18 protein-coding genes and 1 pseudogene are annotated in these 22125 nt (G+C 73.0%); 9 read left to right on the top strand and 10 right to left on the bottom strand.

Features of this window, described 5'->3' with window-relative positions:
- Positions 1–64 precede the first annotated feature (64 nt).
- Together ACQYWQ_RS17350 and ACQYWQ_RS17345 are read right to left on the bottom strand one after the other, a co-directional pair.
- On the bottom strand, positions 65–883 hold the full coding sequence (locus ACQYWQ_RS17350; RefSeq protein ID WP_431035677.1) for an ABC transporter permease: 819 nt from the start codon (positions 881–883) through the stop codon (positions 65–67).
- A complete protein-coding gene (locus tag ACQYWQ_RS17345; protein ID WP_431035676.1) occupies positions 880–1596 on the bottom strand; it encodes an ABC transporter permease in 717 nt (238 codons plus the stop codon). Before ACQYWQ_RS17345 ends, ACQYWQ_RS17350 begins: the two co-directional genes overlap by 4 nt.
- Positions 1597–1947: 351 nt before the next feature.
- Here ACQYWQ_RS17345 and ACQYWQ_RS17340 point away from each other — a divergent pair, with 351 nt between their 5' ends.
- The 6 genes from ACQYWQ_RS17340 (at position 1948) to ACQYWQ_RS17315 (ending at position 7101) form a co-directional block, all read left to right on the top strand.
- On the top strand, positions 1948–3114 hold the full coding sequence (locus ACQYWQ_RS17340; RefSeq protein WP_431035674.1) for an ABC transporter ATP-binding protein: 1167 nt from the start codon (positions 1948–1950) through the stop codon (positions 3112–3114).
- A 295-nt stretch (positions 3115–3409) separates the two neighbouring features.
- Positions 3410–4273 (top strand): dihydropteroate synthase, encoded by an 864-nt coding sequence (folP, locus tag ACQYWQ_RS17335; protein WP_431035672.1) that lies wholly within the window; start codon positions 3410–3412, stop codon positions 4271–4273.
- Positions 4270–4782, top strand: a complete 513-nt coding sequence (locus tag ACQYWQ_RS17330) for a nuclear transport factor 2 family protein (protein ID WP_431035671.1) — start codon at positions 4270–4272, stop codon at positions 4780–4782. The genes folP and ACQYWQ_RS17330 overlap by 4 nt, the downstream gene beginning before the upstream one ends.
- Before the next feature lie 799 nt (positions 4783–5581).
- A complete protein-coding gene (folB, locus tag ACQYWQ_RS17325) occupies positions 5582–5941 on the top strand; it encodes a dihydroneopterin aldolase (protein WP_010275679.1) in 360 nt (119 codons plus the stop codon).
- Positions 5938–6546 (top strand): 2-amino-4-hydroxy-6-hydroxymethyldihydropteridine diphosphokinase, encoded by a 609-nt coding sequence (folK, locus tag ACQYWQ_RS17320; protein ID WP_431035669.1) that lies wholly within the window; start codon positions 5938–5940, stop codon positions 6544–6546. The genes folB and folK overlap by 4 nt, the downstream gene beginning before the upstream one ends.
- Positions 6547–6618: 72 nt before the next feature.
- On the top strand, positions 6619–7101 hold the full coding sequence (locus ACQYWQ_RS17315) for a DUF3180 domain-containing protein (protein ID WP_431039230.1): 483 nt from the start codon (positions 6619–6621) through the stop codon (positions 7099–7101).
- A gap of 196 nt (positions 7102–7297) precedes the next feature.
- On the opposite strand, the gene folE is transcribed toward ACQYWQ_RS17315, so the two are convergent.
- The 6 genes and pseudogenes from folE to dacB all read right to left on the bottom strand — a co-directional run bounded on the left by folE (position 7298) and on the right by dacB (position 15382).
- On the bottom strand, positions 7298–7903 hold the full coding sequence (gene folE / locus ACQYWQ_RS17310) for a GTP cyclohydrolase I FolE (RefSeq protein ID WP_431035668.1): 606 nt from the start codon (positions 7901–7903) through the stop codon (positions 7298–7300).
- A gap of 147 nt (positions 7904–8050) precedes the next feature.
- Positions 8051–10099, bottom strand: a complete 2049-nt coding sequence (ftsH, locus tag ACQYWQ_RS17305) for an ATP-dependent zinc metalloprotease FtsH (RefSeq protein ID WP_431035667.1) — start codon at positions 10097–10099, stop codon at positions 8051–8053.
- A 299-nt stretch (positions 10100–10398) separates the two neighbouring features.
- The gene (hpt, locus tag ACQYWQ_RS17300) at positions 10399–10959 is read right to left on the bottom strand and encodes a hypoxanthine phosphoribosyltransferase (RefSeq protein ID WP_361323270.1); all 561 of its coding nucleotides are present in this window, start codon (positions 10957–10959) and stop codon (positions 10399–10401) included.
- A 64-nt stretch (positions 10960–11023) separates the two neighbouring features.
- Positions 11024–12205, bottom strand: coding sequence for a tRNA lysidine(34) synthetase TilS (tilS, locus tag ACQYWQ_RS17295; RefSeq protein ID WP_431035666.1), 1182 nt, complete (start codon positions 12203–12205; stop codon positions 11024–11026).
- A gap of 418 nt (positions 12206–12623) precedes the next feature.
- Positions 12624–13760, bottom strand: a pseudogene (locus ACQYWQ_RS17290) (zinc-dependent metalloprotease); the annotation flags it as partial.
- An 89-nt stretch (positions 13761–13849) separates the two neighbouring features.
- Positions 13850–15382 (bottom strand): D-alanyl-D-alanine carboxypeptidase/D-alanyl-D-alanine endopeptidase, encoded by a 1533-nt coding sequence (gene dacB / locus ACQYWQ_RS17285; protein ID WP_431035665.1) that lies wholly within the window; start codon positions 15380–15382, stop codon positions 13850–13852.
- Positions 15383–15591: 209 nt separating this feature from the next.
- Here dacB and ACQYWQ_RS17280 point away from each other — a divergent pair, with 209 nt between their 5' ends.
- Positions 15592–16083 carry an inorganic diphosphatase gene (locus ACQYWQ_RS17280; RefSeq protein ID WP_009067826.1) on the top strand — a complete coding sequence of 164 codons (492 nt, stop codon included), beginning with the start codon at positions 15592–15594 and terminating at the stop codon, positions 16081–16083.
- A 258-nt stretch (positions 16084–16341) separates the two neighbouring features.
- The gene (locus ACQYWQ_RS17275; protein ID WP_431039229.1) at positions 16342–18129 is read left to right on the top strand and encodes a threonine/serine ThrE exporter family protein; all 1788 of its coding nucleotides are present in this window, start codon (positions 16342–16344) and stop codon (positions 18127–18129) included.
- A 30-nt stretch (positions 18130–18159) separates the two neighbouring features.
- Here the strand turns inward: ACQYWQ_RS17275 and ACQYWQ_RS17270 are convergent, their stop codons facing one another.
- Positions 18160–19578 carry a DedA family protein gene (locus tag ACQYWQ_RS17270; protein ID WP_431035663.1) on the bottom strand — a complete coding sequence of 473 codons (1419 nt, stop codon included), beginning with the start codon at positions 19576–19578 and terminating at the stop codon, positions 18160–18162.
- Between the two features lie 355 nt (positions 19579–19933).
- Here ACQYWQ_RS17270 and ACQYWQ_RS17265 point away from each other — a divergent pair, with 355 nt between their 5' ends.
- On the top strand, positions 19934–21346 hold the full coding sequence (locus ACQYWQ_RS17265; RefSeq protein WP_431035661.1) for a glutamate decarboxylase: 1413 nt from the start codon (positions 19934–19936) through the stop codon (positions 21344–21346).
- A gap of 181 nt (positions 21347–21527) precedes the next feature.
- Here ACQYWQ_RS17265 and ACQYWQ_RS17260 read toward each other — a convergent pair whose 3' ends face one another.
- Entirely contained in the window at positions 21528–22076 is a 549-nt protein-coding gene (locus tag ACQYWQ_RS17260) for a DinB family protein (protein ID WP_431035660.1), read from the bottom strand.
- Positions 22077–22125: the final 49 nt, after the last annotated feature.

The following is a 22125-nucleotide window of genomic DNA, read 5'->3' as shown; positions in this document are numbered from 1 at the left end:
GTCGAATCGCGAGGTGTCGCAAGGGCGGGGGCGGGGGCGGGGCGCACGGCGCGGGGTACGTGGCTCAGGCGACGGCGGCGGGCTCCGCGCTCGCCCCCGTACCGCTCGCCCCCGTACCGCTCGTCCCCGTACCGCTCGTCCCCGGGCCCCTACCGTCGCCGCTCGTCCCGGTACCGCCGCTCGCCCCCGTACCGCCGCTCGGCACCGCGGCCTTGGCCCGCCGGTGCCGCATCGGGTCGGCCCAGCGGCCGAGGAGCACGAGGAGTCCTTCGACGAGCAGCGCGAGGAGGGCGACGAGGAGGGCTCCGGCGACGACCTGGGAGGTGTTCTGGAGGTTGAAGCCCGCGGTGATGACGCGGCCGAGGCCGCCGCCGCCGGGTATCGCCGCGAGCGTCGCTGTCGCGACGGTCTGCACGGCGGCGCTGCGTATCCCTGTCATGAGGAGCGGGAAGGCGAGGGGCAGTTCGACGCGCAGGAAGACCTGCCCGCCGCTCATGCCCATGCCGCGCGCGGCCTCGACGACGGCGCGGTCGGCCTCGCGCATGCCGATGTAGGCGTTGGTGAGGACGGGGGGTATCGCGAAGAGGACGAGCGCGATGAGCGTCGGTGTCTCGCCGTGCTGCCGCAGCGGGGTGAGCGAGAGCAGCGCGAGGAGGGCGAGGGTGGGGACGGCGCGGCCGATGTTGGAGATGTTGACAGCGAGGGCGCCGCCCTTGCCGAGGTGGCCGAGCCACAGCGCGACGGGCAGGGCGATGAGGCAGGCGAGGAGCATGCTCAGCCCGGTGAAGCCGAGGTGTTCCAGCAGGCGGTGCTGGATGCCCGCGTCGCCGTGCCAGTTCTTGCCGTCGCCGAGCCAGTCGAAGGCTCCGGTGAGCGCGTTCATATCGCCTCCGCCGGCTGCGTACGGGATCGGGGACGCCGGGGCGCGCGGCTCGCGCGGGTCCACGGGGTCAAAAGCCGCTGGAGGCCGAGGAGGAGCAGGTCGGCGGCGACGGCGAGGATCACGCACAGCACGGAGGCGGCGAGCACCTGCGCCTTGAAGGTGGTGTCGAGGCCGTCGAGGATGAGGGAGCCGAGGCCGCCGTAGTCGACGATCGCGCCGACGGTGGTGAGCGCGACGGTGGAGACCGTCGCGATGCGGACGCCACCGAGCACGGCGGGCAGCGCGAGGGGCAGTTCGACCTCCCACAGGAGGCGCCAGGACCCGTACCCCATGCCGCGCGCGGCTTCGCGGGCCTCTTCGGGGACCGCTTCGAGCCCGGCGAGGATGTTGCGCACGAGGATCGTCAGGGAGTACAGCACGAGGCCCGTCACGACGAGCGCGGGCGAGAGCCCGAAGACGGGGAGGAGCAGCGAGAACATCGCGAGCGAGGGGATCGTGTAGAGGATCGTGGTGATGCCGAGCACCGGCCCGGCGAGCGGCTTGAAGCGCCGGGCGAGTACGGCGAGCGGCAGCGCGACGGCGAGGCCGATCGCGACCGAGACGACGGTGATGAGCACGTGCTGCACCGTCGCGTCCGTCAGCTCCTGGCTGCGGGTTCGCAGATACTCGCCGCAGATCCACTCGTTCGTGACCAAGCAGTTCTGTCCGCTCATGCGCGAGCCCACCTCCTCAGGTCCCTTTCGCCCCCGGACCTCCCGAGAACAGCCGTCCGACTACCCACCGGCGTGGACGCCAACCCCGCCGCGTCCGTACCGTGACCGAGCCACGCGCGCCGCACCGCGCACGCCGTGCGCCGCGCCGTGTGGACGCCGTGCGGGACGCGCGCCGAGCCGGGCGCGAGCCGCCGTCACACGGACCCGCACCCACGCGCGTTCGCACACGTGGTCGATCTGCCGCGACCCTAACCCGGGCCACTGACAATCCCCCGAACTCTTCGCCGCCCCGTCGCATTCCGGCAACAGGGGGCAACACTGAAGACATACGACCGACCACAATGGGGACCCATGATCCGGTTCGAGCACGTCAGCAAACGGTACGAGGACGGCACCACGGCCGTCGACGACCTGTCCTTCGAGGTCACGGCCGGTGAACTCGTCACTCTCGTCGGCCCTTCCGGGTGCGGCAAGACGACGACGATGAAGATGGTCAACCGGCTCATCGAGCCGACGGACGGGCACATATTCCTCGACGGCGAGGACATATCCGGCATCGATCCGGTCGAACTGCGTCGCCGGATCGGCTATGTCATCCAGCAAGTCGGCCTTTTCCCGCATAAATCGATCCTCGACAACACGGCGACGGTGCCGCATCTGCTGGGCTGGAAGAAGGCGAAGGCCCGCGCCCGCGCCGCCGAACTCCTCGACCTCGTAGGGCTCGACCCCTCCGTCTACGGCGACCGCTACCCCGAGCAGCTCTCGGGCGGCCAGCGCCAGCGCGTCGGCGTGGCCCGCGCGCTCGCCGCCGATCCGCCCGTACTCCTCATGGACGAGCCGTTCGGCGCCGTCGACCCCGTCGTGCGCGAGCACCTCCAGTCCGAATTCCTGCGCCTCCAGGCCGCCGTGCACAAGACGGTCCTGTTCGTGACGCACGACATCGAGGAGGCGGTCAGGCTCGGCGACCGCATGGCCGTCTACGGAGCGGGCCGCATCGAGCAGTTCGACACGCCGAGCACCGTCCTCGGCGCCCCCGCGACCCCGTACGTCGCGGACTTCGTCGGCGCGGACCGCGGCCTCAAGCGCCTCTCCGTCACGCCGATCGAGCCGGGCGACCTCGAACAGCCGCCCGTCGTACGCCTCGACGACCCGCTCACCGAGGTCACCGCACGCCTGCGCGCCGAGGACGCCCGCTGGGCCGTCGTACTCGACGCGGCGGGCGCGCTGCGGGGCTGGATCGGCGGCACGGACGAGGAGCACGCGTCCGGGACCGTCGCCGACCGCGTGCGCCGCATGGAGGCGTGGCTGCCGGTCGGCGCGACGCTCAAGCAGGCGTTCGCGACGATGCTCCAGCACGACGCGGGGTGGATCGCCGTGACCGACCCGGACGAGGGCGACCGCTTCCTCGGCGTCCTCACCCCGGCCCGCCTCCACGAGGCCCTGCGCCGCTCGACGGCGGCCGACGCGCGCGCCGTCGCCCGCGCCGAGATCGCCCTGGAAACCGTCAGCTCGGCCTGAACGCACGGGCAGCGGACCGCAGGCACGGAGCGAGGCGGGGCAGCTGGGGCACGAGGCACGGAGGCGGTACGGGGGCGGGGCCGCGGCGTGGCGGGGGCGGGGCGGCGGTACGGGGCCGGGGGCCGCGGCGGGGCCGGGGGCGGTTCGGGGACGGGGCGTCCGGGCCCGTACCGGCGCGCGCGTCCCGTACCGCCGCGGCGCCCCGCCCCCGTACGCCCCCTGACCAGCGGCGCCGCGCGGACCCGCGTGGGCGCGCGCCCGCGCCCGTACCCGCCCAGCGCCTACCCTGGGCGGCATGAGTACGTTGCGTGGGCGCGGTCGCGTCGAGGGTCTGCCCGAGTGGGACCGGTGCGCGGTCATGGGGGTCGTCAACGTGACACCCGACTCCTTCTCGGACGGGGGACGCTGGTTCGACACCGAGGCCGCGGTCAAGCACGGTCTCGAACTCGTCGCGCAGGGCGCCGACCTGGTCGATGTCGGCGGCGAGTCGACCAGGCCCGGGGCCTCGCGGGTCGACGAGGCGGAGGAGCTGCGGCGGGTCGTACCCGTCGTGCGGGCGCTCGCCGCTGAGGGCGTCACGCTGTCGGTCGACACGATGCGCGCGCGGGTCGCCGAGGCGGCGCTCGACGCGGGGGCGCACCTGGTCAACGACGTGAGCGGGGGCCTCGCCGACGCCGCGATGGTCCCGATGGTCGCCGCGACGGGCGCGCCTTTCGTCGTGATGCACTGGCGCGGTTTCAGCGAGGACATGAACGCGCGCGCCGTCTACGCGGACGTGGTCGGCGAGGTGGTGGCCGAGCTGGAGCGGCGTATGGACGCGGTGGTCGAGGCGGGGGTCGCGCCCGAACGCGTCCTGCTCGACCCGGGGCTCGGCTTCGCGAAGACGACCGAGCACGATCTCGCGCTCCTCGCGCACATCGACCGGCTCCGCGCGCTCGGCCGTCCCCTGCTCGTCGCCGCGTCCCGCAAGCGGTTCCTCGGCCGTGTCCTCGCCGGTGGCGCGTCGGCGACCCCGCCGCCCGCGCGCGAGCGCGACGCGGCGACCGCCGCGGTCTCGGCGCTCTCGGCGGCGGCGGGCGCCTGGGGCGTGCGCGTGCACGAGGTACGGGCGAGCGCGGACGCGGTACGGGTCGCGCGTGCCGTGGAGGCCGCCCGGTGAGCGCGCGCACGGCGGCCGAGGAGGTCGAGCAGGCGAACGCCGCCTACTACGCGGCGATGGAGGCGGGCGACTTCGACGCGCTCGCCCGGCTGTGGCTGGACACGACGGACGACGTCAACGACGGGGACGGCTCCGACATCGCCTGCGTGCACCCGGGGTGGCCGGTGCTGAGCGGGCGCGGCGAGGTGCTGCGCAGTTACGCGGTGATCATGGCGAACACCGAGTACATCCAGTTCTTCCTGACCGATGTCGCGGTCACGGTGCACGGCCAGACGGCGCTGCTCACCTGCACCGAGAACATCCTCTCGGGCGCCCCGGCCCCCGAGGACGAGGAGGGCCCGGGCCCGCTCCTGGGGCAGCTCGTCGTGGCGACGAACCTCTTCCGCCGCACGGCAGCGGGCTGGCGCCTGTGGTCGCACCACGCCTCGCCCGTCCTGACCAGGGACGACGACGAGGAGGACGGTCCCGACGACGAGTCCAGGGGGCCGGGGGACGCGACGCCGGCCTGAACCGTACCCCGTCCCGGCCGCTGCCCGTCCGGAGCGAAAAATCCGCTCACTCCGAAGAGTGAGCGGATTTTTGACTTGCGCGGAGTTATCCACAGATTGCGGGGGGTGGCGGGGTGGGGGGCGGAAAGCCTGGAAGACTTGTTGCAGGGGTGCCCCCCTGGGAGGGCGGGGGCTGCGCCCACACAGGTTAAACGTGCGCCCGACGCCCCCCTGGGAGAGCCAGGGCTGCGCCCGCACAGGTAAACGCGCCCCCGACACCACCCCCGGGAGGGCCAGGGCTGCGCCCACACAGGTAAACGCGCCCCCGACACCACCCAGGGAGGGCGCGGGCTCCGCCCGCACAAGCACACGTACCCCCGGCGCCACCCCAGGAGGACGGAGGCTGCGCGCACACTGCGCGCACAAGCCCGCATCCCCCCCCCAGAAGAGCGGAACCTGTCCCCGCACGAGCACGCTTACCCCCGCCACCCCCGGGTAAGGGCCCCCAAACACCACCCCGCCCCGCCCATCCCTCGCACCCCGCACCCGCACCCGCACCCGCACCCGCACCCGCATCACCCCGCCACCCCCGCCCTCACCCACCCCGCGCCCCCACCTACCCCGCACCCCCATCTCCCTCCGCGCCCCACCTCCCCCGCCCCCGCACCCATCCCCACCCCCCCTTCCCCGCCCCCCGTCAGCCCGCGCGGGTAGATTCGAATACGCCAGAAGCATTCGAACGCGGCCCCGCCGTGCCGGACGACGCCGCTCGCGCCGTACGAGGAAGCCCTCGGGGACCGACGACCGCTGGAGTGAGTACGTGGATCGTGTCGCGCTGCGCGGCCTGCGCGCCCGGGGACACCACGGTGTCTTCCCCGAGGAACGCGAGCAGGGCCAGACCTTCGTGATCGACCTGAGCCTCGGCCTGGACACGCGTCCCGCCGCGGCCGGGGACGACCTGGAGCGGACGGTGCACTACGGAGTGGTCGCCGAGGAGGTCGTCGCCGTCGTCGAGGGCGAGCCCGTCGACCTCATCGAGACGCTCGCCGAGCGCATCGCGCGGACGTGCCTGCGGCACGCGGCCGTGCGCGAGGTCGAGGTCGTCGTCCACAAACCCCAAGCACCCATCACGGTCCCCTTCGACGACGTGACCGTCACCATCACCCGGAGCCGAGCATGACCGCACGCGACCAGGTCCACGGGGACCCCACCGTCCAGCCGGTGCCCGCATCCGTCGTCGCCCAGGTGGACGCCGCCGACACCACCCTGTCCAATCCCCGCCGCGCCGTCGTCGCCCTCGGCTCGAACCTCGGGAACCGCCTGGAGAACCTCCAGGGCGCGATCGACGCCCTGGAGGACACGCCCGGCCTGCGCGTCAAGGCCGTCTCGCCGGTCTACGAGACCGAGCCCTGGGGCGTCGATCCCGGCAGCCAGCCCTCGTACTTCAACGCCGTCGTGTCGATCCGTACGACGCTGCCGCCCTCCTCGCTCCTGGAGCGCGCGCACGCGGTCGAGGAGGCCTTCCACCGCGAGCGCGCCGAGCGCTGGGGGCCGCGCACGCTCGACGTGGACATCGTCACGTACGCGGATGTCGTCTCGGACGACCCGGTGCTCACGCTGCCGCACCCGCGCGCCCACGAACGCGCCTTCGTCCTCGCGCCCTGGGCCGACATCGAGCCGGACGCGAGCCTGCCGGGGCACGGCACGGTCGGTGACCTCCTCGCGGCGGTCGGCGACGAGGGCGTCACCCCGCGCCCGGATCTGGAACTGATCGTCCCCGATTAGCCGTTAGGGTCGACGAGGGGCGCTCGCGGACGGGCCACGGGGCCCGTGAGCGTACGAAGGGACGACAGTCAGGTGCAGAAGCTCCGCCTCCGGGTGCTCGCCGGGATCTTCCTCGTGGCCGGGGTGCTCTCCTGGGCCGGGGCCCGGCTGTGGGACGCGTACGGTCAGCTGCCCTCCGTGCCCGTCGCCGCGCCCGTCGTCTTCTTCGCGCTCGCCGCGCTGCTCCTCGCCACGGCCCTGTCGATGCGCTCCCGGCTCCGCGCCCAGCGCGAGCGCAGGCCCGAGGCCGAGGGCGTCAACCCGCTCCAGGCGGCGCGCGCCGTCGTCCTCGGGCAGGCGAGCGCTCTCGTCGCCGCGGTCGTCGCGGGTCTCTACGGCGGCATGGGCGTCTTCCTGCTCACGCGCCTCGACGAACCGGCCCGCCGCGACCAGGCGGTCTACGCCGCGCTCACGGTGCTCGCCGGAGCGGCCGTCATCGCCGTCGCCTTCTTCCTTGAGCACGTCTGCAAGCTCCCCGACGACCACGACGAGGACACCCCGCACCCGGCGAGCTGACAGAGACCTCGCGGGTACGGGGTGCGGCGCCCTTCACGACGGCGCCCTCCGCGGCGGTACGGGTTCCGTACGGCGCGCGCACGGCCGCTCCAGGCGCTCCGGCCGCTCCGGGCGCCCCGGCCGCTCCAGGCGGCCCGGCCGCTCCAGGCGCTCCGGCCGCTTCAGGCGCCCCGGCCCCTCCAGGCGCTCCGGCCGCTCAGCGCGCCATGATCAGGCTCATCGCCTCGGCCCGCGTCGCCGGGTCGCGCAGCTGTCCGCGTACCGCCGAGGTGAGCGTCTTCGCGCCGGGCTTGCGCACGCCCCGCATCGACATGCACAGGTGCTCGCACTCGATGACGACGATGACCCCGCGCGGTTCCAGTATCCGCATGAGCGCCTCGGCGACCTGCGTGGTGAGGCGTTCCTGCACCTGGGGGCGGCGGGCGTAGACGTCGACGAGGCGGGCGAGCTTGGACAGCCCGGTGATCTTGCCGTCGGCCGCGGGGATGTAGCCGACGTGGGCGACGCCGACGAAGGGCACGAGGTGGTGTTCGCAGGTGCTCTGCACCTCGATGTCCTTCACCAGGACCATCTCGTCGTGGCCGAGGTCGAAGGTCGTGGTCAGCACGTCCTCCGGCTCCTGCCAGAGCCCGGCGAAGATCTCCTTGTAGGCGCGGGCGACCCGGCCGGGCGTCTCGCGCAGCCCCTCGCGGTCGGGGTCCTCGCCCACGGCGAACAGGAGTTCGCGGACGGCGTTCTCGGCGCGCTTCTCGTCGAAGACACCGATCGTGCCCTCGCCGTCCAGGGCCACGTGGTCGGTCATGTCTGCCTCGTTCCGTTGCCGTGCCGCCGCCCGGGGCCGGTGCCCTGAGCTGGGGATACGGGAAAGCCCGTCCCCTCCAGGCTAAAACCTGGCGGGGACGGGCTTCATTCCGGGCTCGGCCCGCGCCGCGCTCCTCCGGGGAAGGGCTCAGCTGTCGCCGCGGTCCTCCGGGGAGGACTCGGGCTCGGCCTGCGGTGTCTTGTCGACGGAGACCTGGCTCGGCTGGGTGCCGTTGGCACCCGTGGTGCCATTGGCCCCGTGCGTGAGCTGGAGTTCCTTCGGCGAGAGCACCGGCGGCCTGGTGGAGGGCGTCCGGCGGGACGATCCGGTCCACGCCGGGCGGGCCGGGCGCTTCACGATCGGGGCGAAGATCTCGGCGATCTCCTCCTTGCCGAGCGTCTCCTTCTCCAGGAGCGCGAGGACCAGGTTGTCGAGGACGTCCCGGTTCTCGACGAGGATTTCCCACGCCTCGTTGTGCGCCGTCTCGATGAGCTTCTTGACCTCTTCGTCGACGAGCGCGGCGACCTCTTCCGAGTAGTCGCGCTGGTGGCCCATCTCGCGGCCCAGGAAGGGCTCCGAGTTGTCGCCGCCGAACTTGATCGCGCCGAGCCGCTCGGTCATCCCGTACTGGGTGACCATCGCGCGGGCGGTCCCTGTGGCCTTCTCGATGTCGTTCGCCGCGCCGGTCGTCGGGTCGTGGAAGACCAGTTCCTCCGCGGCCCGGCCGCCCAGCATGTAGGCGAGCTGGTCGAGCATCTCGTTGCGCGTGGTCGAGTACTTGTCCTCGTCCGGGAGCACCATCGTGTAGCCGAGGGCGCGACCCCGGGACAGGATGGTGATCTTGTGCACCGGGTCGGAGTTCGGGGAAGCCGCCGCGACCAGGGCGTGTCCGCCCTCGTGGTACGCGGTGATCTTCTTCTCCTTGTCCGACATGATGCGCGTGCGCTTCTGCGGCCCCGCGACGACGCGGTCGATGGCCTCGTCGAGCATCCCGTTGTCGATGAGCTTCTTGTCGCTGCGCGCGGTGAGGAGCGCGGCCTCGTTGAGCACGTTGGCGAGGTCGGCGCCGGTGAAGCCCGGGGTGCGCCTGGCGACGGCCGCGAGGTCGACGTTGGGGGCGACGGGCTTGCCCTGCACGTGCACCTTGAGGATTTCCAGGCGGCCCTGCATGTCGGGGCGGTCGACGGCGATCTGCCGGTCGAAGCGGCCCGGGCGCAGGAGCGCGGGGTCGAGGATGTCGGGCCGGTTCGTGGCGGCGATGAGGATCACGCCGCCCTTCACGTCGAAGCCGTCCATCTCGACGAGCAGCTGGTTGAGGGTCTGCTCGCGCTCGTCGTGGCCGCCGCCGAGGCCCGCGCCGCGGTGCCGGCCGACGGCGTCGATCTCGTCGACGAAGACGATCGCCGGGGCGTTCGCCTTGGCCTGCTCGAAGAGGTCGCGCACACGGGAGGCACCGACACCGACGAACATCTCGACGAAGTCGGAACCGGAGATCGAGTAGAACGGCACCCCGGCCTCGCCCGCCACCGCGCGGGCGAGGAGGGTCTTGCCCGTGCCGGGAGGCCCGTAGAGCAGGACGCCCTTGGGGATCTTGGCGCCGACGGCCTGGAACTTCGCCGGTTCCTGGAGGAACTCCTTGATCTCCTGGAGTTCCTCGACGGCCTCGTCGGAGCCGGCGACGTCCGCGAAGGTCGTCTTCGGGGTGTCCTTCGTCAGGAGCTTCGCCTTGGACTTCCCGAACTGCATGACGCGGGAGCCGCCGCCCTGCATCTGGTTCATGAGGAACAGGAAGATGAGGACGATGACGATGATCGGCAGCAGCGAGAAGAGGATGCTGAGGAACGGGCTCTGCTTCGACGGCTGGACCGTGTAGCCGTCGGGGATCTTGTTGTCCTGGTACTTCTTCTGGAGCGTGTCGGCGAGTGCGGTGCCCTGGTCACCGATGTAACTCGCCTGGATCTTGCTGCTCCCCTTGACCTTCTGGTCCTTCTTCAGCTCGACCTTGATGATGTGGTCATCGCCGGTGCTGAGCTTGACCGCCTTCGCCTTGTCCTGGTCGATCGCCTTGACGACCTGACCGGTGTCCACCGTCTTGTAGCCGCCGGAATTACCGACGAACTGCATCAACACGACCACGGCGAGGACGGCCAGCACGATCCACATGACCGGCCCACGGAAGTATCGCTTCACGTCCATCCACACGGAGCGGGATGCGCCCCGTCCCTCCTGCCATAGTGAGTGAGATAAAGACTGTTCTTCGGACGGTACCCCAGCATTGTCACCCGAAGTCGCAGGGGAGTGCTGGGGAACCTGGTTACGCCTCGTCCAACGGAGGGGGAGGCGTACGGGTTCCCGTGGCGGCCCGCGAAGTGTGACGCGGCCTCGGTCAGGCGCCCCCACGCGGGCCCCGGCGGCCCCCGCGAGCGGCGCCGCCGCGACGGGCGCGCGGTCCCCGCCCTCGTGAGCGCGCGGCCCCCGCCCCCGTCCTCGGCGTCTCAGCCGCCGTAGACGTGCGGCGCGAGGGTGCCGACGAACGGCAGGTTGCGGTACTTCTCCGCGTAGTCGAGTCCGTAGCCGACGACGAACTCGTTGGGGATGTCGAAGCCCGTCCACTTCACGTCGATCGCGACCTTCGCCGCGTCCGGCTTGCGCAGCAGCGTGCACACCTCCAGGGACGCGGGTTCGCGCGAGCCGAGGTTGGTGAGCAGCCACGACAGGGTCAGGCCCGAGTCGATGATGTCCTCGACGATCAGGACGTGACGGCCCTTGATGTCGGTGTCGAGGTCCTTGAGGATGCGCACCACGCCGGAGGACTGGGTGCCCGCCCCGTAGGACGAGACGGCCATCCAGTCCATCGTGACCGGTGTGGACAGGGTGCGCGCGAGGTCGGCCATGACCATCACCGCGCCCTTGAGGACTCCGACCAGGAGGAGGTCCTTGCCCGCGTACTCCGCGTCGATCTTGGCGGCCAGCTCGGCGAGCTTCGCGTCGATCTCTTCCTTCGTGAGGAGGACCGACTGAAGGTCGGAGCCCATGTCTTTCGCGTCCACGCGCATCACTTTCGTCTGTCGAACCGGGAGCGGCCGGGGGTGGTGCCGCGCCCGCCCGTGGGCGCGTGCCTCAGCCTTGCCGGATGACCAGTCTGCCACCTAGCCGCCTGGCCTCGACCTTCCCGGGGAGGTTGAGTGCCCGCTGTCCGCGCCAGGCGGTGATGAGCCGGTCGACCTCCTCGATGTGCGCGGCGAAGAGCGCCCCGCCGGGGGCGCCCGCTTCCAGGAGCGCGGCGCGCAGGACGCGGCGGCGGACGGCCGCGGGCAGCGCGTAGAGCCCGGCGCAGTCGAGTGCGCCGTGTTCGTCGCGTACGGTCGTCGCCGCGCGCGCGGCCCAGGCGTCGAGGGCGTCGGCGTCGTCGCGGGAGAGCTGGGCCGTACGGGCGAGTGCTTCGACGACACCCTTGCCGAGGGACTTCTCCAGGGCGGGCAGGCCTTCGTGGCGCAGCCGGGAGCGGGTGTAGGCGGGGTCGGTGTTGTGCGGGTCGTCCCAGACGGGCAGCGACTGCACCATGCAGGCCTTGCGGGCGGTCTGCCTGTCGATGCGCAGGAAGGGGCGGCGGTAGCGGCCGCCAGGCCCGGAGACCTCGGCCATGCCGGACAGGGAGCGGGTGCCCGAGCCGCGGGCGAGGCCGAGGAGGACGGTCTCGGCCTGGTCGTCGCGGGTGTGCCCGAGGAGGATCGCGGTGGCGCCGTGCTGTGCGGCGACGGCGTCGAGCGCCGCGTACCTGGCCTCGCGCGCGGCCGCTTCGGGGCCTCCGGCGCGGCCGACGTCGACGGCGACGGCGTCGACGGGGGTCAGGCGCAGGGCGGTGAGGCGGGCGGCGACCTCGGCGGCGCGGCGGCCCGAGCCTTCCTGGAGGCGGTGGTCGACGGTGACGCCGCCGGCGCGGATGCCGAGACGGGGGGCCTCGAAGGCGAGCGCGGAGGCGAGGGCCATCGAGTCGGCGCCGCCCGAGCAGGCGACGAGGACGAGGGGCGCGTCGGGGTCCGGGGCGGGGAAGGGACGGCGCGAGCGGAGGATTCCGGCGGCCCAGTCGGGGCCGGTGGCATCGGCGGGCTCCGCGGGTCCCGCGGGTGCGGTCGGGTGGGGGCCCGGCGGGGCTGCCGCGGCCAGGGCGGGGGGCTGCGGGTCGCGGGGCGCGGGGCGGGCGCCGGGGCCGGCGGGGCCTGCCGCGTGCTGACTGAGGATGTCGTGCAGGGCGCGGCGGACCGCCAGACGTATCGCCGCGACCGCGGGATGGGGACCCATGTCCGTGTTCCCTTCGTTGGAGCGCGTGTGCCCCCGGGGCCGGGGCGGGGAGGGGACGGCCGTACGGCGCCGGGGCGCGCGGGGGTCGTCCACCACCCCGGTTGTCACGCAGGGTGCGTAGATGGTGACAGAAGGGGGCCCTTCTTCGAGCATCGCACGCCCTCCGAGGGCTTACGGTCCCTCGGATGGGTGATTACCGGGGCGTTTCGCTGCCGCCGGGGCAGGTACGGGGCTCGTTCTCGGGTAACGGACGACGGGCGCCTGTGGTCACGCCCCGTCAGGTCCCTGGGCCCTCGCCCGTGTCCGAGCCGCGCTCGCCTTCCGCGCCGGTCCCCCCGTCCGCGCCACGGTCGCCGTCCACGCCGGTCCCTCCGTCCGCGCCGGTCCCTCCGTCCGCGCCGCGCCCTCCGTCCGCGCCGGTCTCGCCGCCGCCGTGGACGCGGGCGATCCATTCGGCGGGGTGGTGGATCTCGTGCTTCGTGGGGAGGGTGTTCGGCGAGGTCCAGACGCGGTTGAAGCCGTCCATGCCGGTCTCGTCGACGACGGCGCGGACGAAGCGTTCGCCGTCGCGGTACTGACGGAGCTTCGCGTCGAGGCCGAGGAGGCGGCGCAGGGCGAGGTCGATGCGGCTCGCGCCCTTGGCGCGGCGTTCCTGGAACTTCTCGCGGATCTCGCCGACGGAGGGCACGACGGCGGGTCCCACGCCGTCCATCACGTAGTCGGCGTGGCCTTCGAGGAGGGACATGACGGCGGTGAGGCGGCCGAGGATCTCGCGCTGGGCGGGGGTCTGGACGAGTTCGACGAGCGAGGCGCCGTCCTCGTCGCCCGCGCCGTCGGCGGGCCGCTTCTCGCGGCCCTCGCGGTCGAACAGGGAACGGACGGTCTCCCCCAGGCGGTCGGCGAAGTGGCCCGGGTCCAGTTCGGTCTCGTCGAGGAAACCGCGGATCTCGTTCTCCAGGTGGTCGCGCAGCCAGGGCACGCCGGTGAACTGGGTGCGGTGGGTCTCCTCGTGGAGGGTGACCCAGAGCCGGAAGTCATGCGGGTCGACGCCGAGTTCGCGCTCGACGTGCACGATGTTGGGCGCGACGAGGAGGAGGCGGCCGCCGCCCGTGCCGCCGGGGAGTTCGCGCGAGGGCGGCGCGAAGGTCTCGTACTGGCCGAGGACGCGCGAGGAGAGGAAGGAGAGGAGGACCCCGAGTTCGGCGCCGGTGACCTTGCCGCCGAGCGCCGTGACGATGCTGGAGGAGCCGCCCTCGTTCCTGCGGCCCTGCATCTTGTCGAGCAGCGGCGCGAGCAGCGAGCGGAACCCCGCGACGTTGGCGCGGACCCAGCCGGGCCTGTCGACGACGAGGACGGGTGTGTCGGCGGACGGCGGCGGGTTCATGCGGGTGTACGCGCGGACGTGTTCCTCGGCCGACTTCGCGTGCGTGCGCAGTTCGGCGACGATCGCGCGGGCTTCGTCGCGGCTCACCTCGGGCCCTGGGCGCAGGAGGCGGGTCGCGGTGGTGACCGCGAGATTCCAGTCGACCATCTGGGGACCACCGAGGCTCGTCATGTGTCAACGGTACGGGGTTTCCGGGGTGGGGAGGAGGGGGCGGGGCAGGGCGCGGGCGGTTTGCGGTGTCCGCGGCTCCCTTGTTGTGGTCAGCTCTCCGCGAGTGCCGTCGCCATCTTGTCGAGTGCCGCCTGGGCCGCTGTCGGGTCGGGCGCTTCGTGGCTCATGAAGGCGAAGCCGAGGAGGCGGCCCGAGCGCGTGACGACGGTTCCCGCGAGGGTGTTGACGCCGGTCAGGGTGCCGGTCTTGGCGCGGACGAGGCCGGTGCCCGCCTTGTTGAGGTCGGCGGTGTAGCGGCTCGCGAGGGTGCCCGTGAATCCGGCGACGGGGAGGCCGGTGAGGACGGGGCGCAGGCCCGGGTGGTCCTTGGCGGCGGCTTCGGCGAGGAGCGCGGTGAGGAGTTTCGGGGTGAGTCTGTCGGCGCGGTCGAGGCCGCTGCCGTCGTGGAAGGACGTGCCGCCGACGGGCAGGCCGAGCTTCGCGAGGCGGTCGTGGACGGCCCCCGCGCCGCCCTTGAAGTCGGGCTTCGCGCCGGTCGCGAGGGCGGTCTGGCGGGCGAGGTGCTCGGCGATGTCGTTGTCCGAGTAGGTGAGCATGCGCTCGACGATCGTGGCGAGCGGCGCGGAGGAGACGGCGGCGAGCTTCCCGTCATCGGCCCCCTTCTTGCCGTCGTCGTCCGGTCGCGGGGACCTCGACGGGTCCTGGGCGGGGAGCTTCTTGCCGTCGCCCGTCTCGACCTTGTCGCGCAGTTTCACGCCCGCTTCGGAGAGCAGGTCGTGGAAGCGGCGGGCCGTGTCGAGCGCGGGGTCGGCGCTGCGTGCGGCGGGTCCGTGGTCGGTGGAGTCGAGGCGGCCCTCATCGGCGATGAGCGGGGTGACGGGGGCGAGGTTCTCGTTGGGCCCTATGGGGTGCCGGGTGGTGCCCGCGTAGCGCGAGGTGTCGTAGACGAGGGTGTACGGGCCCCGGTCGGTGCCGAGTGCCTTCGCGGTGCGGGTGGCGAGGGTGCGCAGGCTCGCGTACGCGCCGGGGTGGGCGCGGGCGGTGAGGGTGGGGTCGCCGCCGCCGACGAGGACGAGGCGGTCGCCGTCCTTCTCGACGCGGGTCTCGATGCGGTGGCCGGGACCGAGCGCGTCGAGCGCGGCGACGGCGGTGGCGATCTTGGTGACGGACGCGGGGGTGGCCGCTGTGGCGGCGTGGTCGCCGTAGACCTGCTCGCCGTTCGTGAGGTCGACGACGGACGCGGAAGGGTCCTTGCCGAGCGCGCGGGCGCGCAGCAGCGGGTCGATGCGCCCGGCGAGTGCGTGGCCCCCGCCGCCCGCGGTGTCGCCGCCGCCGGTGCGCAGTCCGTCGAGCACGGGTCCCGCGCTCGGCGCGGGCGTGGGGAGTCCGGCGGAGGTGAGGGGGCGGTGTTTGCGTACGGCCTGCGGCCCGGCGGCGCCGGGGGCCGGGCTCGCCGCGCGGTGGGCTTCGGCGACGCGCTGCCCCGAGGAGTCGTACGGGCCCGCGAGGGCCGCGGTGCCGCCCGCGATCAGGAGGCCGGCGACGGCGGCGACGGCCGTGAGCTGGAGACTCGTGAGCGGACCGCGTGTCCGCACACGTGCGGGCAGCTTTGGCTCGGGCACGGCGGACCAGCCCCTTTCACGATCACTGAGCGGAGTGAGGGACACTTAACCACTGCGCCTTACCGCGAGCACGGCGCCCCGGTCCGTACGGGTCCCTCCCGGGGAACCGGAGCCGGACGGGGTCCCCCGGTCGGACGCAGTCACGAACAGCTCAGCAACGGGCGTGGCACGGCCACGTTCGGACACGTACCGACATGGAGGAGCCAGCGGTGGAGTTCGACGTCACGATCGAGATCCCGAAGGGTTCGCGCAACAAGTACGAGGTGGACCACGAGACCGGTCGGGTGCGCCTGGACCGCCGCCTGTACACGTCGATGGCGTACCCCACGGACTACGGCTTCGTGGAGAACACCCTCGGTGAGGACGGCGACCCGCTCGACGCGCTCGTCATCCTGGACGAGCCGCTCTTCCCGGGCGTCCTCGTCGAGGCGCGCACGATCGGCATGTTCAAGATGACCGACGAGGCGGGCGGCGACGACAAGCTGCTGTGCGTCCCGGCCGGGGACCCGCGCTTCGCGCACCTCCAGGACATCGAGGACGTCTCGCCGTTCCTGCGCGACGAGATCAAGCACTTCTTCGAGTCCTACAAGGACCTGGAGCCCGGCAAGGAGGTCCAGGGCGCCGACTGGGTCGGCCGCGCCGAGGCCGAGGCCGAGATCGAGGCGAGCCGCAAGCGCCTCAAGGAGCAGGGCGGCCACTGAGCCTCCGCCGCCCCAGCAGGTCGTCGCGAAGGGCCGTACGGGTTGCCGTGCGGCCCTTCGCCATGCCGTACGGGACTCGCCGGGCCCCCCGCCCGCGCGGCGTTTACGGTGCTGTCCAGTGGGTGAGCCGAAGCCGGGGGGCGAATCAGCGGCGGACGAGGAGCGAGGCGACAGGTGAGCGAGGCGGAGGACCGCGACGAGGCCGAGGACCGCGAAGCGGTCGAGCGCGGCCGCGCGGAGGCGGAGCGCCGCAGGGAGCTGCCCGGCCCCGACGAGAACGGCCCCCACCGGAACGGCCCCGACGACGACGGTCCCGACGACGACGGTCCCGACGACGACGGTCCGGAGGAGGGCGGGCCGGAGGAGGGCGCTCCCGGCGCGGCCGAGTCCGGTGAGGGCTCGGCGAAGCCCCAGTCCGACGAGGCCCGCAGCGCCTTCTCACCCCCCTCGGGCGTGCCCTCCGCACCGGGCAGGACCGAGCCGGAGGACGACCCGCAGGTCACCTCCGAGTTCGCCCTCCCCGAGGGCTTCGTGCCGCCCGAGCCCCCCGACACCGACACCTCCACGACCACCACCTCCGCCTTCTCGCTCCCCCACACCTACGACGCCCGCCACGCCCCGCCCGCCTTCACGCCCCCCGAGGGCGTACCGATCCTGCGCCTGACGAAGGAGGCCCCGTGGCAGGACCGGATGCGCACGATGCTGCGCATGCCGGTCGCCGAGCGGCCCACGCCCGAGACGGCGCAGAAGCACGACGCCGAGGAGGGCCCGGCCGTGCCGCGGGTCCTCGACCTGACGCTCCGTATCGGTGAGCTGCTGCTCGCGGGCGGTGAGGGCGCCGAGGACGTCGAGGCCGCGATGTTCGCCGTCTCGCGCTCGTACGGGCTCGACCGCGTCGAGCCGAACGTCACCTTCACGCTCCTCAACATCAGCTACCAGCCGAGCCTCGTCGAGGACCCCGTCACGGCCGCGCGCACCGTGCGGCGGCGCGGCACCGACTACACGCGTCTGTCGGCCGTCTTCCAGCTCGTCGACGACCTCACCTCGCCGGGCACGGACGTCTCGCTCGAAGAGGCGTACCGGCGCCTCGCGGTGATACGGCGCAACCGGCACCCCTACCCCGGCTGGGCGCTCACGGGGGCGAACGGGCTGCTGGCGGGCAGCGCGTCCGTGCTCGTGGGCGGTGGTCCCGCGGTGTTCTTCTGCGCGGCGATCGGCGCGATGCTCGGGGACCGGCTCGCGTGGCTCGCCGCCGGGCGCGGCCTGCCGGAGTTCTACCAGTTCCTCGTCGCGGCGACGCCGCCCGCCGCGATCGGCGTGACGCTCAACCTCGCCCACTCGGACCTGCGCGCCTCGGCCGTCATCACCGGTGGCCTGTTCGCGCTGCTGCCGGGGCGGGCGCTCGTCGCGGGGGTGCAGGACGGGCTGACCGGCTACTACATCACGGCGGCCGCGCGGCTCCTGGAGGTCCTGTACTTCTTCGTCGGGATCGTCATCGGGGTGCTCGTCGTGCTGTACGCGGGCGTGCAGCTGCACGCGAGCCTCGATCCGGACGTGGCGGTGAACGCCGTGAACAGGCCGGTCGCGCAGCTCCTCGCCTCGGTCGCGCTCTCGCTCGCCTTCGCCGTGCTGCTCCAGCAGGAGCGCTCGACGGTCATCCCCGTGGCGCTCAACGGGGGCGTCGCGTGGCTCATCTACGGCTCGATGCACTTCACGGGCAAGATCTCGCCCGTCGCCGCGACGGCGGTCGCCGCCGGGCTCGTCGGCCTCTTCGGGCAGCTGCTCTCGCGCTACCAGTTCGCCTCATCGCTGCCGTACGTGACGGCGGCGATCGGGCCGCTCCTGCCCGGTTCGGCCACGTACTACGGGCTGCTCGGCATCGCGCAGAACGAGCTGGACAACGGGCTCCTGTCGCTCTCGCGCGCGGTCGCGACGGCCCTCGCGATCGCGATCGGCGTCAACCTGGGCTCGGAGATCTCGCGGCTCTTCCTGCGCGTCCCTGGCACGATCACGCGCAAGGGAGCGAAACGGACCCGGGGCTTCTGACGCCCGCCCCGGGCCCGCCCGCCGCACCGGTCAGCGGCGCTGGTCCTCGTCCGGGTAGCCGTAGCCGCCGCGCGGGGGCTGCCGCTGCTCGTAGGTCTGCTCCTGGCCGTAGGCGGGGAAGGGCTGGGTGGCCTCGGGCTCCCCGTACGCCTGCTGCTGACCGCCGTACCCCTGCTGCTCACCGCCGTACGCCTGGTTCTGACCGTTGTACGGCGGCTGCTGACCGTTCCCGTACGGAGCCTGCTGGTCGTTCGCGTACGGGGCCTGCCGACCGTCTCCGTACGGAGCCTGCGGGGCGTTCCCGTACGGAGCCTGTGGGGCGTTCCCGTACGGGGCCTGCTGACCGTTCCCGTACGGGGCGGCCGGGGCCTGCCGGCCCTGCCCGTAGTCGTCGCCCTGCCGCTGTCCCTGCGCACCGGCGCCGTACGCGGGCGGGTACTGCTGCTGCCCGTACGCCTGCGGAGCCTCGGGGGCCTGCGGAGCCTGGGGGGCCTGGGGGGCCTGGGGGGCCTGGTACGGGGGCTGCTGCCCGTACGCGAGGCCCTGCTGGCCGCCGTACGTCCCGCCGCCGTAGGGCTGCGGGCCCGCGGGCGGCTGCTGCGGGGCGTACCCGCCGGGGGCCTGCGGGCCGCCGTAGGGCTGCCGGCCGCCGTACGGGGCGGGGGGCCGCTGGGCCTGGGTGCCCTCCGCGTACGGGGCGCTGTTCCACGCGGACTGCGGCGAGGCGCCCGGGTCCTGCGGGCCGTTCTCCCCGTCGCGGCGCGCGGGCTCGTCGGCGGCCGGGGACGAGGGCGCGGAGCCGCTGGACGTGGAGTCCTTGGCGCCCTTTCCGTCCTTGCCGCGCGCCCGCAGGTACTCGATCGCGATCGGTACGACGGAGACGAGAACGATCAGGATGAGGATCGCCTCGATGTTCGACTTGACGAAGTCGATCTTCCCGAGCCACGAACCGAGCAGCGTCACGCCCGCGCCCCACAGGACGCCGCCGATGACGTTGAAGGTGACGAAGGAGCGGTAGGCCATGCCGCTGACGCCCGCGATGATCGGCGTGAAGGTGCGGACGACGGGCACGAAGCGGGCGAGGACGAGCGACTTCGGCCCGTACTTCTCGAAGAACTCGTGCGCCTTCTGCACGTTCTCCTGTTTGAAGATCTTCGAGTCGGGCCGCTTGAAGAGCGAGGGCCCGACCTTCTTGCCGAAGAGGTATCCGGCCTGGTCACCGAGGATCGCGGCGACGCAGATGATCGCGATGGCCCCGGCGAGCGGGAAGTCGAGCTGATTGCTCGTGATGAGCAGTCCGCACGTGAAGAGCAGCGAGTCGCCGGGCAGGAAGAAGCCGATGAGCAGCCCCGACTCGGCGAAGACGATGAGTGCGAGTCCCCAGACGCCGAAGTTGTCGAGCATGGTGTTGGGATCGAGCCAGCTCGGTCCGAGAGCAAGCGAGTTCACGACGTTCGGGCTCCTGGGGGTCCTGGCCGGCGAGGGGACGACCGTTCGGCGGAGTGGGGGCGGAGAAGCGGCGGGCCGTCCCGCCGCGGAGGAAGAGTCATGCGGTAGCAAAGCTACCAACGTGGGCGGCTCCACCCGCGTTCCCGGCCCGCGCACGCCCCCGCCCGCCGGGAGGGGGTACTCGTGTCAGGGCGACGTGCGCGAGCGGCGGGGCGGTTCCGTGCCTGCCGCGGATGTGCCCGTCGTCACGGCGCACGACGTGCCCGCTTCCCTTACTTGGCCGCTTGCCCCGTTTTCTCCCGTTATCCGCCTACGCTGCCCGCGAGACCAGGCCCCGCACCCCCGAGGGAGCGCCATGCTGCACCACCCGCCCGAGGACCCGGAGGAGCGGGACAAGCCGCTCGCCGTGAACCCCTTCTTCGGCGAGGCCGACCCGCTCGGCGGGATGCGCGAGGCCCCGCCCAGGCACCGGCTGCCGCGCGAGCCGATGGCCCCGCACCCGGCGTACCAGCTCGTGCACGACGAGCTGATGCTCGACGGGAACGCGCGGCTCAATCTCGCGACGTTCGTCACGACGTGGATGGAGCCGCAGGCCGGGGTGCTCATGAGCGAGTGCCTCGACAAGAACATGATCGACAAGGACGAGTACCCGCGCACGGCCGAGCTGGAGCGGCGCTGCGTCGCGATGCTCGCCGACCTGTGGCACGCGCCGGACGCGCGGAACGCGGTGGGCTGCTCGACGACGGGATCGAGCGAGGCGTGCATGCTCGCGGGGATGGCCCTGAAGCGGCGGTGGACGCGGAAGAACAAGGACCGCTATCCGGGCAGTGCGCGGCCGAACCTCGTGATGGGGATCAACGTGCAGGTGTGCTGGGAGAAGTTCTGCGACTTCTGGGAGGTCGAGGCCCGGCAGGTGCCGATGGAGGGCGAGCGCTACCACCTCTCGCCCGAGGCGGCCGTGGAGCTGTGCGACGAGAACACGATCGGCGTCGTCGGCATCCTCGGCTCGACGTTCGACGGTTCCTACGAGCCGATCGCCGAGCTGTGCGCGGCACTCGACGCGCTCCAGGAGCGGACCGGGCTCGACATCCCCGTCCACGTCGACGGGGCATCGGGCGGGATGGTCGCGCCGTTCCTCGACCCGGACCTCGTGTGGGACTTCCGGCTGCCGCGCGTCGCCTCGATCAACACCTCGGGGCACAAGTACGGGCTCGTCTACCCGGGCGTCGGCTGGGCGCTGTGGCGGGACAAGGCGGCGCTGCCCGAGGAGCTGGTGTTCCGCGTCAACTACCTGGGCGGTGAACTGCCCACCTTCGCCCTGAACTTCTCCCGCCCCGGCGCCCAGGTCGCCGCCCAGTACTACACCTTCCTGCGCCTGGGCTTCGAGGGCTACCGGGCGGTGCAGCAGTCGAGCAGGGACGTGGCCGGTGGCCTGGCCGAACGCATCGAGGCGCTGGGCGACTTCAGGATGCTGACGCGGGGCGGGGAACTCCCCGTGCTCGCCTTCACGACGACGCCCGACGTCACCGCGTACGACGTCTTCGACGTCTCGCGCCGCCTGCGCGAACGCGGCTGGCTCGTCCCCGCGTACACCTTCCCGAAGAACCGCGAGGACCTGTCGGTACTGCGCGTCGTCTGCCGCAACGGCTTCTCGTCCGACCTGGCGGAACTGCTCCTGGGCGACCTGGACAGCCTGCTCCCCCAACTCCGTTCCCAGTCCGGCCCGGTGACGCGCAGCCGAGAGCGGGCGACGGCGTTCCACCACTGAAAGCGGCGGGGCGGCCAGGGGGCGGCGGGGACGGTACCGGGCGGGGACGGGGCGGGGAGACGGGACGCAGGCCGCGGGTACGAGGGCGCAGGGCGCCCCCCGCGCCCGCCTGCCGCACCCCGCGCCCCGTACCGCCTCCGCCCGGTACCGTGCCCCTCCGTCCGGCCCGGCGGTCGGCCGCTCAGCCCGCGGCCTCCTCCGCCTCGCGCGCCACCAGCGCGAAGGCCGTCTCGCCGTCGAGCTGTTCGCGCAGGATGTCGGCGTGGCCCGCGTGGCGGGCGTTCTCGCGGATGAGGTGGAGGAGGAGCCAGCGCAGCGAGACGGCCTCGGCGTCGGGGAACCACGGGGCGTCGGGGAGCGGGAAGGTCTCGTCGAGGCTCGGGCGGGACCTGATCCACTCCTCGGTCTCGCGCGCGACCTTCTCGGCGTACGCGCGGGTGCCCTCCAGTGTCTCGCCGTCGACGAGGACGTGGCTCTCGTGCCAGTTCTCGGGGGTGCGGGCGACCTCGGGCGCGATGCCCCGGGCGCGCGCGAGCCAGCCCTGCTCGTTCTCCGCGGTGTGCTTGAGGAGCCCGCCGAGGCTCAGTTCGCTCGCGCAGGGCCGCTGCCTGGCCTGCTCCTCGGTGAGCCCGAGCGTGGCGCGGCGGATGCCGCCGCGCTGCTCGTCGAGGAAGGCGAGCAGCGCGCCCGCCTCGTCGCCGGGCAGTTCGGGACCGATGTGCTTGACCATAGTGTTCTCCCTCTTCGGCGGTGGCTCTGCCGGTCTCTCGGGCCGGTGG

Source organism: Streptomyces sp. P6-2-1, from assembly GCF_050613165.1.
Taxonomy (GTDB): Bacteria; Actinomycetota; Actinomycetes; order Streptomycetales; family Streptomycetaceae; genus Streptomyces.
The sequence above is the reverse complement of the archived record's forward strand: the minus strand, read 5'-3'. Positions and strand labels throughout refer to the sequence as shown.